The sequence below is a fragment of the Asticcacaulis sp. EMRT-3 genome (assembly GCF_030027245.1).
GTDB lineage: Bacteria > Pseudomonadota > Alphaproteobacteria > Caulobacterales > Caulobacteraceae > Asticcacaulis.
The window spans coordinates 2,753,205-2,769,303 of the sequence record NZ_JASERT010000001.1; the positions used below are offsets into that span (position 1 = coordinate 2,753,205).

The 16,099-nt window shown below is 61.3% G+C and carries 13 protein-coding genes and 1 pseudogene; 8 read left to right on the forward strand and 6 right to left on the reverse strand.

Annotated features, from left to right (window positions below):
- Positions 1 to 172 precede the first annotated feature (172 nt).
- The 8 genes and pseudogenes from QB905_RS12950 to QB905_RS12985 all read left to right on the forward strand — a co-directional run bounded on the left by QB905_RS12950 (position 173) and on the right by QB905_RS12985 (position 6,513).
- Entirely contained in the window at positions 173 to 775 is a 603-nt protein-coding gene (locus QB905_RS12950; protein WP_282975439.1) for a glutathione S-transferase N-terminal domain-containing protein, read from the forward strand.
- Positions 776 to 816: 41 nt separating this feature from the next.
- Entirely contained in the window at positions 817 to 1,890 is a 1,074-nt protein-coding gene (gene prfA, locus QB905_RS12955) for a peptide chain release factor 1 (RefSeq protein ID WP_282975440.1), read from the forward strand.
- Positions 1,887 to 2,696, forward strand: coding sequence for an MOSC domain-containing protein (locus QB905_RS12960; protein ID WP_282975441.1), 810 nt, complete (start codon positions 1,887 to 1,889; stop codon positions 2,694 to 2,696). Before prfA ends, QB905_RS12960 begins: the two co-directional genes overlap by 4 nt.
- Positions 2,697 to 2,736: 40 nt before the next feature.
- Complete coding sequence (gene gpmA / locus QB905_RS12965) at positions 2,737 to 3,453, forward strand: 2,3-diphosphoglycerate-dependent phosphoglycerate mutase (RefSeq protein ID WP_282975442.1); 717 nt, start codon at positions 2,737 to 2,739, stop codon at positions 3,451 to 3,453.
- A 150-nt stretch (positions 3,454 to 3,603) separates the two neighbouring features.
- Positions 3,604 to 3,879, forward strand: a pseudogene (locus QB905_RS15345) (endonuclease domain-containing protein); the annotation flags it as partial.
- A 126-nt stretch (positions 3,880 to 4,005) separates the two neighbouring features.
- Positions 4,006 to 4,680 carry a bifunctional diaminohydroxyphosphoribosylaminopyrimidine deaminase/5-amino-6-(5-phosphoribosylamino)uracil reductase RibD gene (locus tag QB905_RS12975; protein WP_349252582.1) on the forward strand — a complete coding sequence of 225 codons (675 nt, stop codon included), beginning with the start codon at positions 4,006 to 4,008 and terminating at the stop codon, positions 4,678 to 4,680.
- Positions 4,681 to 4,744: 64 nt separating this feature from the next.
- Positions 4,745 to 5,998 carry a pentapeptide repeat-containing protein gene (locus QB905_RS12980; protein ID WP_282975445.1) on the forward strand — a complete coding sequence of 418 codons (1,254 nt, stop codon included), beginning with the start codon at positions 4,745 to 4,747 and terminating at the stop codon, positions 5,996 to 5,998.
- 53 nt (positions 5,999 to 6,051) lie between these two features.
- On the forward strand, positions 6,052 to 6,513 hold the full coding sequence (locus tag QB905_RS12985; protein ID WP_282975446.1) for an EVE domain-containing protein: 462 nt from the start codon (positions 6,052 to 6,054) through the stop codon (positions 6,511 to 6,513).
- Positions 6,514 to 6,568: 55 nt separating this feature from the next.
- On the opposite strand, the gene QB905_RS12990 is transcribed toward QB905_RS12985, so the two are convergent.
- The 6 genes from QB905_RS12990 to carB all read right to left on the reverse strand — a co-directional run bounded on the left by QB905_RS12990 (position 6,569) and on the right by carB (position 15,987).
- Positions 6,569 to 7,048 (reverse strand): Hsp20 family protein, encoded by a 480-nt coding sequence (locus QB905_RS12990; RefSeq protein ID WP_282975447.1) that lies wholly within the window; start codon positions 7,046 to 7,048, stop codon positions 6,569 to 6,571.
- 144 nt (positions 7,049 to 7,192) lie between these two features.
- Positions 7,193 to 8,233, reverse strand: a complete 1,041-nt coding sequence (gene trxB, locus QB905_RS12995) for a thioredoxin-disulfide reductase (protein ID WP_282975448.1) — start codon at positions 8,231 to 8,233, stop codon at positions 7,193 to 7,195.
- 73 nt (positions 8,234 to 8,306) lie between these two features.
- Positions 8,307 to 9,323, reverse strand: a complete 1,017-nt coding sequence (locus QB905_RS13000; protein WP_282975449.1) for a mitochondrial fission ELM1 family protein — start codon at positions 9,321 to 9,323, stop codon at positions 8,307 to 8,309.
- 118 nt (positions 9,324 to 9,441) lie between these two features.
- Positions 9,442 to 9,915 (reverse strand): transcription elongation factor GreA, encoded by a 474-nt coding sequence (gene greA, locus QB905_RS13005; RefSeq protein WP_282975450.1) that lies wholly within the window; start codon positions 9,913 to 9,915, stop codon positions 9,442 to 9,444.
- Between the two features lie 208 nt (positions 9,916 to 10,123).
- Entirely contained in the window at positions 10,124 to 12,481 is a 2,358-nt protein-coding gene (locus QB905_RS13010) for a DUF6311 domain-containing protein (protein ID WP_282975451.1), read from the reverse strand.
- A 206-nt stretch (positions 12,482 to 12,687) separates the two neighbouring features.
- Positions 12,688 to 15,987, reverse strand: coding sequence for a carbamoyl-phosphate synthase large subunit (carB, locus tag QB905_RS13015; RefSeq protein WP_282975452.1), 3,300 nt, complete (start codon positions 15,985 to 15,987; stop codon positions 12,688 to 12,690).
- Positions 15,988 to 16,099: the final 112 nt, after the last annotated feature.

The following is a 16,099-nucleotide window of genomic DNA, read 5'->3' on the forward strand; positions in this document are numbered from 1 at the left end:
CTTCTCTTCTCAATTTTAGAATAACGCAGAAGTCTTAAATTAAGGCAAATGCATGATTTCATTATTTAATCTGATGTTAAGGTTTTCAATATGAGACATGCGCCTGCCTCTGCTTGACCTTGCGCGGTATTGGGTTCAGTAAGCGGTTTCCAATTCATGCCGAGGTCTGCTCATGAAGCTTTTTGTCAATTCCGCTTCCCCTTTTGCCCGCAAGGCGCGCATCGTTGTGCGCGAATGCGGCTGGCTTGCCCGCACCGAAGAGGTCTTCACCGTGGCCCTGGAAAGCCCGGCTGACCTGACCCGCGTTAATCCGGTGGCGCAGATTCCGGCGCTGGCCGATGATGACGGCGTCTGCTGGCAGGATTCAGCTCTGATCTGCGCCTGGCTTGATGCGAAGGGCGAGGGTGACGCGAAGTTGCTGCCCGCCCCCGACAGCCAGGCCTTCTGGGCCGTGCGCCGCCTTGAGGCCGCCGCCAACGGCCTGATCGAGATGAATGTACGCATGGTGCTGGAAAACCGCCGCCCGGAAAACGAACGCTCGCCCTTCTGGCTGAAGCGCTGGGAAGATAATCTGGTGCGTGGTTTTACGGCGCTGGAGGCCATTTGCCCGGCACCCGATGTTTTCGACATGGGCGCTCTGACCGTAGCGGTGGCGGGCACCTATACGACGTTTCGTTATCCGCATATCGACTGGCGCGGCCTCGCGCCCAAGGTGGCGACGCTGACGGATGCGCTCGAAAAGCGGCAAAGCTTCATTGAAACCTATCCGAAATAGGATTAGGCAGGGCGCTTCCGGTACTTACGAGATTTTCTTAAATGCATCTGCCCCAAGCCAAGCTCGATCAGGTCATGGACCGCTTCCGCATGATCGAGGCGCGCATGGAATCCGCCACCGACGGCACGGAGATCGTGAAGCTCTCGAAGGAGCACGCCGAACTGCGGCCCGTCTGCGAGGCCGTCGAGAAACTGATCCGGGCTCGCCGTCAGGTGCCGGAATTGCAGGAGATGGTGGCGCTGAACGATCTTGAACTGTCGCCTCTGGCCGAGGATGAGCTTCAGGAACTGAAAGAGAGCCTGCCCGATCTGGAGCGCGGCGTGGCCCTGTTGCTGGCGCCCAAGGACAAGGACGAGAACGCCTCGGCCATTCTGGAAGTGCGTGCCGGTACGGGCGGCGATGAAGCGGCTCTGTTCGCCGGTGATCTGTTTCGCATGTATTCGCGCTATGCCGCCCTGCAAGGCTGGCGCGTCGAGGTGGACAGCGTGTCCGAAGGCGATGCCGGCGGTTACAAGGAAATCATCGCCTCGGTGACCGGCGATGGCGTGTTCGGCAAGCTGAAGTTTGAATCGGGTGTGCATCGCGTGCAGCGCGTGCCGACCACCGAAGCGGGCGGACGTATCCACACCTCGGCGGCCACGGTCGCCGTCTTGCCTGAGGTCGAGGATGTCGAGATCGAAATCCTCGACAAGGATATTCGCATCGATACCTATCGCGCTTCGGGTTCGGGCGGACAGCACGTCAACAAGACCGATTCAGCGGTGCGTATCACCCACCTACCGACCAATATCGTGGCCACCAGCTCGGAAAAATCGCAGCACATGAACCGCCAGATCGCCATGCGCAATCTGAAGGCCCGGCTCTACGATATGCAGCGCACGGCGCTTGATACGGCCCGCTCGGATGCGCGCAAATCGCAGGTGGGGTCGGGCGACCGTTCCGAGCGCATCCGCACCTATAATTATCCGCAAGGCCGTGTCACCGATCACCGCATCAATATGACCCTCTATAATCTGCCGCAATTCATGGAAGGCGAGATGGCCCAGATGATCAATGCGCTGATCAATGAGGATCAGGCCGAACGGCTGGCCATGTTGGAAGAAGAGTTCGGATGAGCGCAGCGGGGGTTGTCTCAAATCTGTGGCGGCACCCGATCAAGGGATTCACGCCGGAGCCGGTGGCCGAAGCCCTTCTGTTTGCTGGGGATTTCTTTCCGTTCGACCGTTTGTTCGCACTGGAGGTCGGGCCTTCGGGATTTGACGCCGATGCGCCCAAAGTCATCTCCAAGATGCGCTTCGCTGTGCTAGCGCGTTTCCCGGCCGTGGCACGTATGCACACCCGTTATGACGAGGTGGGGGGTGTTCTCGAACTGACGGATGAGGATGGCAAGGCGTGGCGTTTCGCCATGAGTGACCCTGCTGGTCAACAGGCCCTGGCGCGCCACGTTGAAACCGTGCTGGCGCGCCATGAAGACTATGATCCGGTGGCGGCACCTTTGCATCTTCTGACCGCCCCGGCCTATGAGCATACGCAGACCCATTTCCGCTTCACCGATTCCGGCAAGGGCTTTGTGTCGTTTCTCAATCTCAATTCTGTGCGCGATCTGGGCCAGAGGCTGGGCGTCGAGCTTGATCCTGTGCGAATGCGCGCCAATATCTGGCTGGAAGGGCTGTCGGCCTTCGAGGATCATGATTGGGTCGGCAGGCATCTGCGCGTCGGCGAAGAGGGGCCGGAATTTGAGGTGCTGAAGCCGATCGAACGCTGCGTCGCTACCCACGTCAATCCCGACAGCGCCGTGCGCGATGTCGATGTCTGTACAGGCCTGTGGCAGGCTTACGGCCACCGCGATTGCGGCATCTATGCCCGTATCGTCAGGGGCGGCACGATCCGTCCCGGCGACGCCTTGCATGTGCAGGGCTGAAACCTTATAGCGGGGGCGGATAGCAAAATGGAGCCGCCTCATGCCCACCCTCGTTCTTCTTCGCCACGGCCAGAGCCAGTGGAACCTTGAAAACCGCTTCACCGGTTGGGTGGATGTCAATCTGACGGCGGAGGGCGAGGCGCAGGCCACGCGCGGCGGCGAACTGATCAAGGCGCAGGGCATCGAGATCGATCAGGCCTATACATCTGTGCTGACCCGCGCCATCCGTACCTGCAATCTGGCGCTCGAAGCCGCGGGTCAGAGCTTTGTGCCGGTCATCAAGGACTGGCGTCTGAACGAGCGTCATTACGGCGGCCTGACCGGGCTCGACAAGGCCGAAACCGCCGCCAAGCACGGCGATGAGCAGGTCAAGATCTGGCGCCGTTCGTATGATGTGCCGCCGCCGCCGCTCGCAGCGGCCAGCGCCTATGATTTCAAGGGCGACCGCCGCTATGCCGGGGCGAATCTGCCCGATACCGAAAGCCTGAAAACGACGCTCGACCGCGTCTTGCCGATGTGGGCAGGCGAGATCGCGCCCAGGCTTAAATCGGGCAAGACGGTGCTGGTGGCGGCGCACGGCAATTCGATCCGCGCCATTCTGAAATCGCTGTTTGACCTGTCGGAACAGGCCATTCTCGATGTGGAAGTGCCGACCGGCAATCCGCTGGTGATCCGGCTTGATGACCATCTGAAGCCGCTTTCCGCGCAATATCTCGACGAGGCCCGCGCCAATCCGCTGCCCGCTTACGGGGTGTGATGTAAAGAACCCCTCACCCGGCCCTGACGGGCCACCCTCTCCCCTTAAAAAGAGAGAGGGAAAATTCAAAATGCACCACCTCCCCTCTCCCCGCCTGAGGGGAGAGGGTGGCGAGCCCGCGAGCCGGGTGAGGGGTAGGTTGGGATCATCATGACAAGACGACGATCACGACTGACATCTGTGGCCCGCCTATTACGCAAGGGCGATAATATTGCCGAAGCACAGTTATGGCTGGCTCTGCGCAATCGTAACCTCAATGGCCTCAAGTTTCGTCGTCAGTTGCCTGTCGGGCCCTATATCGCGGATTTCGCCTGCCCGGATTGCCACCTGGTTGTGGAAATTGATGGCAGCCAGCATATCGACAATCGGCAGGATGTGGTGCGCGATGCTTTTCTTCATGATCAGGGCTGGTCGGTAGCGCGCTTCTGGTCGGGTGATGTACTGCAAGATAAATCTGTTATTCTGGATACAATTCTCGCTATCTGCGAAGGCCGTATCACGACAGCCGTCGAATCCTATGAATTTTGGTTTTATCCGGCGAGGTTGGAGATGATGGAAGCAACCCCTCACCCCAACCCTCTCCCCTCAGGTGGGGAGAGGGGGCAGGACACAGGCTTCATGCGTCGCGCTATCGACTTGGCGCGGGCGCAGCTTGGCCGCACCTGGCCTAATCCGACGGTGGGCTGCGTGATCGTCAGGGACGGCGTCATCATTGCTGAAGCCGCTACGGGCGATGGTGGCAGGCCCCATGCCGAGGAGCAGGCGCTTAAGCTGGCAGGCGATGCGGCGCGCGGGGCCACGGCCTATGTGACGCTGGAGCCGTGCGGCGAGCGTTCGAGCGGTGCTTCGTCGTGTTCGCACAGGCTGATAGAGGCAGGCATGGCGCGCGTGGTCCTGGCCTGCGCCGATCCGTCGCCCTATGCTGCGCAGCAGGGCGTCCTGCGTATGGAAGCGGCAGGCGTGGTGGTCGAAGCCGGGCTTCTGGCCGATGAGGCCGCACCTCTGATCGCCGGTTTCGTGCACTATCTCGCCACGGGCCTGCCCTTGCTGCGTCTGGGCACAGATGGCGTTGACGCCATGTTCGAGGCCGCGCCTGACAGCGATCTGGAGGCCGAACTGCGCGCCTGCGCCGCACACGGCTATCGCACGCTGGGCGTAGCGGAAAACTCCGATCTGGCCGCTGCCCTGCTGACAGGTGGCTGGCTGACAAACGAAGTTAAAATTTAAGGTTTCTGTGGCAGACTTTGAGGCGAAGGGTTGAACTGACCAACGACCGATACGAAAGCCATTCATGAACGCCACCGCCGGCGAACAGCGCTATACGAAAATGAGTCAGGCGCAGGTGGATGCCATCTGCGTCAAGCATGAGCGGTTGCGCGCCATGAAGCCGGGCGGATCGCGCGCCGTCTTCGCCTGGTGTGATTTGTCTGGCCTCGATCTGCGCGGACGCAACCTGACCGACGCCGATTTCTCCGCCGCCATCCTGACCGATTGCGACATGCGCGGGGCCATTCTCGATACCTGCAATCTCTATTGCGCCGACCTGCAACTGACCAATCTGAGCGGGGCCAGCCTGAAGCGCGCCGATCTGCGCGGCGCCTCATTGCGCGGCGCCAATCTCAGCGGTGCCGACCTGATGGATTCCGATCTGCGCGAAGGCGCGCTGGCCCTGCCCGACAAGCAGTCGGGTCTGGCCTATGTCGAAATCTCGATGCGCAGCTCGGAAGCCACCTATGCCAATCTGCGCGGAGCCAATCTGGAGCGCTCGCGCCTGTCGGGCATTCAGGCTATGAAGGCCGATTTCACCGACGCCACCATGCGCTCATGCAAGCTGGTGCGCGCCAATCTCAAACAGGCGATCATGGATAATGTCGATCTGGGCGGGGCTGATCTTTCGGGTGCCGATCTGTCCGGCGCTTCCTTGAAAGACGCGGTGCTGATCGGGGCCAAGACCGATATGTGGCGCACCTCGCAAACCGATATGACAGGGGTTCTGACCGATAAGGTGGTCGGCACCGACATCAAGAGCCTGCCCTATGGCGATATGCTGCACGAACACGCCAAATGGGTGGACAGTCTGGGACGCGAAGGCACGCCGTCGATTTTCGACAAGGCCGATCTGCGCGCCTTGGGTAGTATTAGCGGCCTGAATCTGGCCGCCTTATCGGCCAAGGGGGCGGTGTTTTACGGGCTTGATATGCGCCATGTGCAGCTTCAGGGCGCGCATCTCGAAGAGGCCGACCTGCGCAACTGCAATCTGCAAGGGGCCGATCTGCGCGGCGTCAGGCTTTATAAGGCGCGGCTCGATGGCGCCAACCTGACCGGTGCCAGGCTCGGGGCGCTGATGATCGACGCCACGCGCAAATTGCCCGCCGACCTGCGCGAAACGCGGATGCGCGGCGTCAATTTCAGCCATGCCGATCTCAAACTGGCCCGTCTGGACGGCGCGGATCTGTCGCGCTCCAATCTCGAAGGCGCTTCGATGAATCTCGAAGCCCTCGAAACCGTCACCTGTATCGGCCTGCGCGGCAAGATCGCCTCCTGACAAAATCTGACAGTACAAACGGTTAGGCTCTCTTCTTATGCAAGGAGAGGGTGATGGACGATTTGCAGTTTCTGACATATTCGCAGGATCAGGTCGGTTTGGCACAGCCTCGCCGTTACTGGCTGGTGGTGGCCTGCGCCGAACACGTCCGGCGCGGACAGGGCGGGGGCTTCGTGCAGGCGGGGCACGGCAGGGCCGCGCCTTTGCGCCGCCTGTCACCCGGCGATGGCGTGGTCTGCTATTCGCCATCGCAGGAAATGGCGCAAAAGGATGGTTTCCAGAGCTTCACCGCCATCGGCTTCATCAGGCCGGGCGACGCCTATCTCGCTGATAGCGGCATGTTTCGCCGCGACATCGACTGGCTGGAAGCCGATGATCAGCCGATTCGCCCGCTGCTCGACTGGCTCGATTTCACCCAAACGCCGAACTGGGGCTATGCCCTGCGCTTCGGTCTGATCGAGATGACAGAGGCCGATTTCGCTTTCCTGCAATATGTGATGACGGGGGCCGCATGAAAAACCCCCGGCGCGGAGAGCGCCGGGGGCAAGTTCAGGGGGGAGGATCGGGAGATTACTCGGCGGCCTGCAAGACCGGCGCTTCGGGTGGTGTCGCCGTCTTGATGGCGATGGTCTTGGGCTTCTTGGCTTCGGGTACTTCGAGGGTAAGGGTGATCGACAGCAGGCCATTGGCCAGTTCGGCTTCGGTCACCTTGATATGGTCGGCCAGTTGGAAACGGCGCTCGAAGCTGCGTTCGGCCAGACCGCGATGCAGGAAGGTGCGGTTGCCGTCTTCGGCGTCCTTCTTGCCGGTAATGGTCAGGACGTTTTCCTTGACCTCGATATTGAGCTGGTCGGGGCGGAAACCGGCGACCGCGATTTCAACGCGGTAGGCGTCGCCCTGATCCTCCGTCTCTTTGGCGAGGCGTTCGATATTATAGGGCGGCCAGCCTGGCGCGGCATCGGTGCGCGCGGCGCTGTCGAGCAAAGTGGCCAGACGGTCAAAACCGACGGCGGAACGGTAAAGGGGGGAAAAATCAATAGCAGTACGCATAGGGGCTCTCCTTAAACATAAGCGAGGCCTTGCAGGCGTTCCCTGAAGCGGGTCATTCCTGCAAAGGGTTAATTTTGAACGGCATCCACATTCCTGAAAAGGCAATGCTGCGGTTCAAGAAGGCCCTGTGAGCGGCGCCTTCGCCTATGATTTGGTGGCCGCTTTTTGGCGTTCAAGCCCCTGATGTGAAATTTCTTCGGCCACGTCGGCAAAGCTTATCTGGCTATGGTGGTGGTCTTCCTCGGCCAGCAGGCGCACGGCTTCCAGCGCCGCCTGACAGCCCATACCCGCCGCCGTGACGGCCTGACGATAGACATCATCCGTGACATCGCCCGCCGCATAGACGCCCTTGATAGCCGTTTTCGGCGTGCCGGGTTCGACGACGAGATAGCCGCCCTGCTTCGTCTCTAACTGGCCCTCAAACAGGGATGAGGCAGGCGCATGGCCGATGGCGATGAAGACGCCGTCGAGATCAACGACGCGGTGCTGATGGCTGTGCACGTCCTGCAAACGGACGCCGGTGACGCCCATGCCGCCGAAGGCATTGGTTTCGCCGAGAATTTCGTCAAGCGCCACATTCCAGATCGGCTCGATCTTCGGATCGGCCATCAGGCGCTCGACCAGAATCTTCTCAGCGCGCAGCGTATCGCGGCGGTGGATCAGATAGACTTTCGAGGCGAACTTGGTCAGGAACAGCGCCTCTTCGACCGCCGTATTGCCGCCGCCGACCACAGCCACCACCTTGTTGCGATAAAAGAAGCCATCGCAGGTGGCGCAGGCCGAAACGCCGAAACCCTGATAGGTTTTTTCCGAGTCCAGCCCCAGCCACTTGGCCTGAGCGCCGGTGGCGATGATGACGGTTTCGGCCAGGAACTTCGCGCCGCTTTCGGTTTTCAGCAGGAAGGGCCGCTGCGACAGATCGGCTTCGGTGACGATTTCGGCGATGATTTCCGTGCCCATATGTTCGGCCTGGGCGCGCATCTGATCCATCAGCCACGGCCCCTGCACCACCTCGGCAAAACCGGGATAGTTTTCGACATCGGTGGTGATGGTCAGTTGTCCGCCGTCCTGCGGGCCGGTGAAGATGACCGGCGATAACAGGCCGCGCGCCGCATAGATGGCGGCGGTCCAGCCGGCAGGGCCGGTGCCGATAATGGCGCAGCGAACGGGGCGGGGAGCAGACATGAAGGCACCTGAATCGATAATTGTTAACGCAGGTTAAATAGGAACCCCGCGCCCGCTTGTCATCTGTAAAGCGTCAGCCCGTCGATAATTCTCCGGCCTTTTGCCGGTAAGTCTCCAGCAGGACCTGCGCGGCGCGCTGGGTTTCAGCGAGCGGCGCATAGGGTGCGCCGGCAAGGCGGCCATTGAACGGATGCGCGGCACCGTGAGCGCGCAGGGTTTCGTGGAAGTCCTCGAACTTTTCGCCGGACGCCAGCGAGCGCCTGACCAGCGAAATAATCTGGATCGGCTTGCCGGTGGCGGCGGCTTCGGTGGCCATATTGACCGAATCTTCGGTGATCAGAAAATGATCGGCGGCGTGCAGGAAGGCGAAATAGGGATTGCCGGATGGATCACTCTTGCTGCCATCATGCAGGATGCCCGGCAGGTCACCCAAACGCGCCATGAGGATGGCGCTGGCCTCAGATGGCGTGCGGCGTGACACGGTGAGCAGCAGGCTGCCGCCCGATTGCTTAACCGCGCTATGGATTTCTCCGGCGATAATGGCGGCATGATCAGCATCGAGATCATAGGCTTTTGAGCGCCCGCCGATCAGCACCGCGACGCGCGGATGGGGCAGGGCTTCGATACGCTCGCGCCAGTCGGCATAGGCTTCGGTCAGCCGTTCAGGTGTGACGCGATTGGTGGAGCCGATCAGTGACAGCACATGGCCGCCCCTGACGTGATCGTGTTCGGGGGCAATGACCAGATCAAAGGCACGCGGATCATGGCGCGGATTCTGAAGCTGCACCACAAAACTGCGTCCGCCCGAACGCTGGCGCATCCGCAAGGCGTGCGGCAGGCTGGCCCGCCCGCAGCCTATCCATATATCGGGGTATGGCGGGTCAATCCGGTCACTGTCGCGCGCCAGCATGGCGTCGGGCCACAGTTTGAGCGCAGTCGGCCAGCGGTCGAACAGGGGCTGGTAACGCAGGCGCTTGACGGTAATGGCGGCCGGTGTGAGATGCGTCACGGCCTCGGCCAGACCGAGCGCCTGATTTTCGATCCCGGCGCGTCCATCGGACACAACCCAGATGGTCAGCGGTGTGGCCATGAAATCTGCCTGTCAAAAGCCAAAGACTTGCGACGGGCCGTCCCGAGCAAGTCTTTGTCCGTATCGATGCCACGAAAAAGTATTTTGGCCAACGGCCAAAAACTTTCTTCGTGAGAGATTAAAGCCACTCGACCTTGAGGATTTCATAGGCCTTAACGCCGCCGGGTGTCACCACCTCGACCACATCGCCGACCTCCTTGCCGATCATGGCGCGCGACAGGGGCGACGAGACGGAGATCTTGCCCGCCTTCACATCGGCCTCATGGTCGCCGACCACCTGATAGCGGCCTTCTTCTTCTGTGTCTTCATCGACCACAGTGACGGTGGCGCCGAACTTGATATGGTTGCCGGACAGCTTGGAAACGTCGATCACCTGGGCGCGGCTGATCTTGTCCTCGATGTCGGCAATCTGCCCCTCGATCCAGCCCTGACGCTCCTTGGCGGCGTGATATTCTGCGTTTTCAGACAGGTCGCCATGCGAGCGCGCTTCTGAGATGGCGGCGATCACGGTGGGGCGCTCAATTGACTTCAGACGCTTCAGTTCATCGTCGAGAACCTTGTAGCCCGCGACGGTCATCGGCACTTTTTCCATGTGCGATTATAGCTTTATTCCACCCAGAGGAATGACAAAAACCCAACGGCGGTTGAGGGTGGCTGCAACCGGTCGGGTCAGACGTTCAATTTTTGAGGCAGGCGGGGCGACCGCTTTTCGCGGCGCACAGACGCATGGCTTGCGCCTCTTATAAAGCGAAACCGTTCATTTTGAAACACAATTCTGAAAGGCCCTGTGCGCAGACCGGTCAGCCGCTCAACTGACCTGTCTCGATCGCGGTGGCCGCATCCACCAGGCGCAGGTCGATCAGCTTGATACCGAGCGCCCTGGCCTTGTCCGGCACGGCGGTGATCGTGCCGCGTCCGGCGGCGCGTCCGGTGACCTTGGCCACGGTGGTGGCGGGCTGGGTTTTGCCGCCGTCCTGATCGGGTTTGACGAGGAAGCTGACCTTCAGCGTCGTGGCGCGCAAAACCGATTTGGGCAGATGCACCGTATATTGCGCTGTGACGCGGCCGATGGTTAGTTCTCCGGCCTTGACGCCATTGACCATGACGCTGACCAGCATGGTCTTGCGGCTGTGCGCCCTCAGTTTCAGGTCGAGCGCCTTGGGCGGAGTGGCGGTGTCGAACTTGACGTGCTTGATCGGGATGACGACACCGGCCTGCGGGCCCTCGGTCCAGACGCCGTCATATTCCGGGCGCGACCAGTTGCCTTCGAGCAGGCAGGTGCCCTGATCGAGCCAGCCAAAGCGCACTTCGGAGGGGATCGGGCTCCATTGCGGCTTGGGCAGGTTGAGATCGGCGGCGTCGGCGGGCGGGATGATCCATACGCCGTCCACCATGCGCAGGCGCGATTGCAGGGCGGCGGGCGCATCGCACTGTTTGAGGAAGACGAACAGATGGTTGGCATTGACATTGCCATCACGGAACGATTCCTCACCCAGATATTCATGGGCGAGCTGAATCAGGTTTTCGCGCGCCGGATACATGGTGTTGACCGGCTTGCCCGCCGTGGTGGCGCGATAGGTCAGTTCGTAAAACAGCTTGTCGTTGAAATGGACATTGACCGGATAGAAGTCGATGCCGGTCGAGCGCTTGACCAGTTCGTCCCACAGCGGGCTTGGCGTCTGGTAATAGGCCTGATTGCTGGCGGCCAGCCCCGTAGCCTGACGCAAGGTGGCGGCCAGACCATTGATGTCATAGGCCTGAATCAGCAGGACGGCGGGCAGGACGATGGCGATGGTGCGCGGGCGGCTCTTGAACAGCACGATCAGGGCTGCCGCGATCATGCAATAGGAGATCGGCCAGAAAAAACGACCCGAAGCGCGCAGGATGCCGGCGATGGAAACCAGTTGTTGGGGCAGCCGGAAATTCCAGATCGTATAGCCGTAAATCTGGGCGTGGTTTGACAGGGCGATCAGGAACAGGGCCAGAAAGGGCAGGGTCAGCGGCTTGAGGCGGGCCAGAACCGGCCTGGCTGTCTTGGCTTCGGGCGTGAGGATATACAAAGCCACGGCCACGGCCAGCAGGCAGAGCAGGCCGAAGCCGAGATACTGATAGCCCTCGAACGATTGTCCGCCATCGAGCGGCCACGCCTTGAGAATGGCCGAAAATTCGCTGCGCACCGGATTGAACAGGGCGTCCAGTCCCATCGAATAATAGCCAAAACCGCCCGCCGCCGGGCTCTGGCCGCGTTCATAGGCACCCGATATGCCCAGCGTGATGATCGGGCAGGCCAGCACGACGACAGCGCGCCAGACCCCGCCCCACAGCGCCTTGCGATCCAGTTTGCGCGCCGCAGGCCACACCACGCGCAGCACGTCGCCGCTCCAGATGGCGGCCACCATGAACAGAAGATAGGGGTGGATCAGGCCGGTGACGCCCAGCAGCGCCATATAGCCGCGCGTTTTGGGATCGAGCACGCGCCGGAAACGCTGCCAGCGGGTTTCGGTTTCGCCTTCGGGCGCAGGGCGGGCCTCAGCCACATTGATGAACAGGTGCAGGCCCCACAAAAGCAGCCATTGCGCCATCAAAGTGTCATGGCGCTCACGGTAATAGAGGCAGGGCAGGGCCGACAAAACGGCTGCACCGCCCAGTGCCGCCCAGCGATTCGGGGCGTGCGGGCGGATCAGCTTGAAGGCGAAGATGAAGTGCATCGCCACGCAGAAGGCGAACCACAGGCCGATATATTGGAAGGGCTGGGGCAGAAGGCTGCGGAACGGTTTGAAGATAAAGGCGAAAAGCGGATTGGAATCGGTATAGATGACGCTCAGGCCCGTCGGGTGATAGAGCAGGTCTTCGTGGTTGAACGACGACCAGGCGACGTGACGAAAGGCGTTCCAGCCGAGGAAGTGCTGGCCCCAGTCGGCCTCCATCAGCCAGCCGATGCGCTTAGGGTCGAGCACCCACGGATTGAAAAAGGCGAGAAACAGAAAGGCCGGGATCAGCACGAACAGGGCGGCGAAGACACCATTTTTCAGGCCGCGCTTAACGGGCGCGGGCAGGGTGGTCAGACGGGCGTGAATCTGGCCGGGCAGAGGCCAGTTCGGCAGGCGCATGGGGGTCAACTCGAAACAGTTGGTTGGGGTAGAGATCGGATCGTGCAAGGCTTATGCCCACTGAAACCGCGTCCCTGCGGTGGTGGGTGAGCACCTTACACGCGAATCCGGGCCGGTTTTCGCGGGAAGATTTCGCGCGCGATCATAGTGGATTTGGCGCGGATCACAAGCCCGTGAACGAAAACGCCTGACACATCTTATTGCAGACCATGCCCTTTCGCGGCCTTACGGGGCCACGAAAGGGCATGAGCGGATCAGGCATAGTCCTGAATGGGGCGCACATCGAGCGCCTCAATCGAACCCGCCGCAATGGCGCGCGCGGCGGCCACAGCGCCGGAAGCCGTCGTGTAGTAAGGGATCTTCATCATCAGGGTGGCGCGGCGCAAGGAGAAGGAATCGGCCAGAGACTGCTTGCCTTCGGTGGTATTGAACACCAAAGCGATCTCGCCGTTCTTGATGGCGTCGAGAATATTTGGGCGGCCTTCCAGCACCTTCTTGACGCGCTCGACGCTCAAACCGTGTTCGGCCAGATAGTCGCAGGTGCCGCCGGTGGCGACGATCTTGAAGCCGAGATCGAGCAGAGTCTTCACCGGCTCGATAATCACCGGCTTGTCCTGATCCTTGACCGAGACGAAGACAGTACCCGTGCCAGGCAGGCGCACGCCGGCACCGAGCTGGCTCTTGGAAAAGGCGCGTGAGAAGGCGTCGATCATCTCTTCGCCGTCGCGCACCCAGTCCAGCCCCATCACCTCGCCGGTGGAGCGCATTTCCGGCCCCAGAACCGTATCGACATTGGCGAAGCGCGCGAACGGGAAGACGGCTTCCTTCACCGCGACGTGGCGGTAAGCGCGCGGCTTCAGGCCGAAACCGGCCAGAGGCTGACCCGCCATCACCTTGGCGGCGATACCGGCCAGCGGTTTGCCGAGCGTCTTGGCCACGAAGGGCACGGTGCGCGAGGCGCGCGGATTGACTTCGAGAACGAAAATTTCCGGGTCGGTATAGGGGTTGAGGATGGCGAACTGCACATTCATCAGGCCGCGCACCTTCAGCGCGCGGGCCAGTTCGACCGTCTGGCGCTCCAGTTCCTTCACCGTTTCGGGTTTCAGCGAAAAGGGCGGCAGCGAACAGGCCGAGTCGCCGGAATGGACGCCCGCCTCCTCGATATGTTCCATAATACCGGCCACGAAGACATTGCCTGTGCCATCGGCCAATGCGTCGGCATCGACCTCGATGGCCGCCGACAGATACTGGTCGATCAGCACCGGGGAATCGCCCGATACCTGAACAGCCTCGCGCACATAGCGCGTCAGTTGCTCATCATCGCGGATGATTTCCATGGCGCGCCCGCCCAGCACATAGGAGGGGCGGATAACGATGGGGTAGCCGACCTCGTGCGCTGCCTTGAACGCCTCTTCGGGTGTGCGGGCAATGGCGTTGACCGGCTGGGTCAGGCCGATGTCGCGCAGCAGGTGCTGGAAGCGCTCGCGGTCTTCGGCCAGGTCGATGGCGTCGGGGGAGGTGCCGAGGATCGGAATACCCTCGTCTTCCAGCGCCTGGGCCAGCTTGAGCGGGGTCTGGCCGCCGAACTGCACGACCACGCCCGCCAGTTCGCCCTTGCTCATCTCGACATGGATCAGCTCCAGCACATCTTCGGCGGTCAGCGGCTCGAAATAGAGGCGATCCGACGTGTCATAGTCGGTCGAAACCGTTTCCGGGTTGCAATTGACCATGATGGCTTCAAGATTCATCTCCTTGAAGGCAAACGCCGCGTGACAGCAGCAATAGTCGAACTCAATGCCTTGTCCAATTCTGTTAGGCCCGCCGCCCAGGATGATGGCCTTCTTGCGGTCGGTCGGATCAGCCTCGCATTCCGGCACCTGACCCAAAGCGCCCGATTCATAGGTCGAATACATATAGGCGGTGGACGAAGCGAATTCGGCGGCGCAGGTATCGATGCGCTTGAAGACCGGGCGCACCTTCAGGCCGTGGCGGGCGGCGCGCACGTCTTTTTCACTCTGGCCCGTCAGGTGGGCGAGGCGTGTATCCGAGAAACCCATCGCCTTCAGACTGCGCAGAGCGGCGGCGGTCTTGGGCAGGCCCAGAGTCTTCAGCTTGGCTTCTTCGGAAACAATGGCCTCGATCTGGCGCAGGAACCACGGCTCATAGGCGCAAGCCGCATTGATGTCTTCGACCGACAGGCCGTGACGGAAGGCCTGGGCGATGACGCGCAGCCGGTCGGGCGTCGGGCGGCCCAGTTCGCGGATCACCGCCTCCTTGACGGCCTGCGGGTCTTCGGCGGTTTTCACACCGGCGATCACGACCTCATCAAAGCCCGACAGGCCGGTTTCCAGTCCGCGCAGCGCCTTTTGCACCGACTCGGCAAAGGTGCGGCCAATCGCCATCACTTCCCCGACAGATTTCATCGAGGTGCCGAGCAGGGGCTCGGAGCCCGGATATTTCTCGAAGGCGAAGCGCGGAATCTTGGTGACCACATAGTCAATCGACGGCTCGAACGAGGCGGGCGTCGTCCTGGTGATGTCGTTTTGCAACTCATCGAGCGTATAGCCGACGGCCAGCTTGGCGGCGATCTTGGCGATGGGGAAGCCGGTGGCTTTCGAGGCCAGAGCCGATGAGCGCGAGACGCGCGGGTTCATTTCAATCACGATCATGCGGCCATCGGCGGGATTGAGCGCGAACTGCACGTTCGAGCCGCCGGTTTCGACGCCGATCTCACGCAGCACGGCAAGCGAAGCCGAGCGCATGATCTGATATTCCTTGTCGGTCAGGGTCAGGGCCGGGGCGACGGTGATCGAATCGCCGGTATGGACGCCCATCGGATCGACGTTTTCAATCGAACAGACGATGATGCAGTTGTCGGCGGTGTCGCGCACCACCTCCATCTCATATTCTTTCCAGCCGACAATCGATTCCTCGATCAGCACTTCGCTGGTAGGAGACAGGTCGAGACCGTTGGTGACGATGTCCTTGAATTCTTCCTGATTGTAGGCAATGCCGCCGCCGGTGCCGGCCAGGGTAAAGGACGGACGGATGACGGCGGGCAGGCCGCCGATGGCTTCCAGACCGGCCACAGCCTCTTCCCAGGTGTGAGCCACGGCTGACTTGGCCGATTCGAGGCCGAGCTTGTCCATAGCGTTGCGGAACTTCTGACGGTCTTCGGCCTTGTCGATGACCTCGGCCTTGGCACCGATCATCTCGACATTGTACTTGGCCAGAACGCCGGAATTTTCGAGCGCCAGCGCCGTGTTGAGCGCCGTCTGGCCGCCCATCGTCGGCAGCAGGGCGTCGGGGCGTTCCTTGGCGATGATCTTCTCGACGAATTCCGGCGTGATCGGCTCGATATAGGTGGCGTCGGCCACGTCCGGATCGGTCATGATGGTGGCCGGATTGGAATTGACCAGAATGATGCGGTAGCCTTCTTCGCGTAAGGCCTTGCAGGCCTGAACGCCGGAATAATCGAACTCGCAGGCCTGTCCGATCACGATGGGGCCCGCGCCGATGATCAGGATGGATTTCAGGTCTGTGCGTTTGGGCATGTCTCGTCTTTCGTACACAAATGGGCCACGGGCGCGAAGAATCGCTGTCCGGGCTGGAGGCGAGCCGATCCGGCTCTGCATGTTTTATGGCTAAGCGGGTGCTTTAGAGGCT

Coding starts and splice junctions, on each gene's coding strand:
- QB905_RS12950 (WP_282975439.1), top strand. CDS start 173: ATGAAGCTTTTTGTCAATTCCGCTTCCCCTTTTGCCCGCAAGGCGCGC.
- prfA (WP_282975440.1), top strand. CDS start 817: ATGCATCTGCCCCAAGCCAAGCTCGATCAGGTCATGGACCGCTTCCGC.
- QB905_RS12960 (WP_282975441.1), top strand. CDS start 1,887: ATGAGCGCAGCGGGGGTTGTCTCAAATCTGTGGCGGCACCCGATCAAG.
- gpmA (WP_282975442.1), top strand. CDS start 2,737: ATGCCCACCCTCGTTCTTCTTCGCCACGGCCAGAGCCAGTGGAACCTT.
- QB905_RS12975 (WP_349252582.1), top strand. CDS start 4,006: ATGGAAGCAACCCCTCACCCCAACCCTCTCCCCTCAGGTGGGGAGAGG.
- QB905_RS12980 (WP_282975445.1), top strand. CDS start 4,745: ATGAACGCCACCGCCGGCGAACAGCGCTATACGAAAATGAGTCAGGCG.
- QB905_RS12985 (WP_282975446.1), top strand. CDS start 6,052: ATGGACGATTTGCAGTTTCTGACATATTCGCAGGATCAGGTCGGTTTG.
- QB905_RS12990 (WP_282975447.1), bottom strand. CDS start 7,048: ATGCGTACTGCTATTGATTTTTCCCCCCTTTACCGTTCCGCCGTCGGT.
- trxB (WP_282975448.1), bottom strand. CDS start 8,233: ATGTCTGCTCCCCGCCCCGTTCGCTGCGCCATTATCGGCACCGGCCCT.
- QB905_RS13000 (WP_282975449.1), bottom strand. CDS start 9,323: ATGGCCACACCGCTGACCATCTGGGTTGTGTCCGATGGACGCGCCGGG.
- greA (WP_282975450.1), bottom strand. CDS start 9,915: ATGGAAAAAGTGCCGATGACCGTCGCGGGCTACAAGGTTCTCGACGAT.
- carB (WP_282975452.1), bottom strand. CDS start 15,987: ATGCCCAAACGCACAGACCTGAAATCCATCCTGATCATCGGCGCGGGC.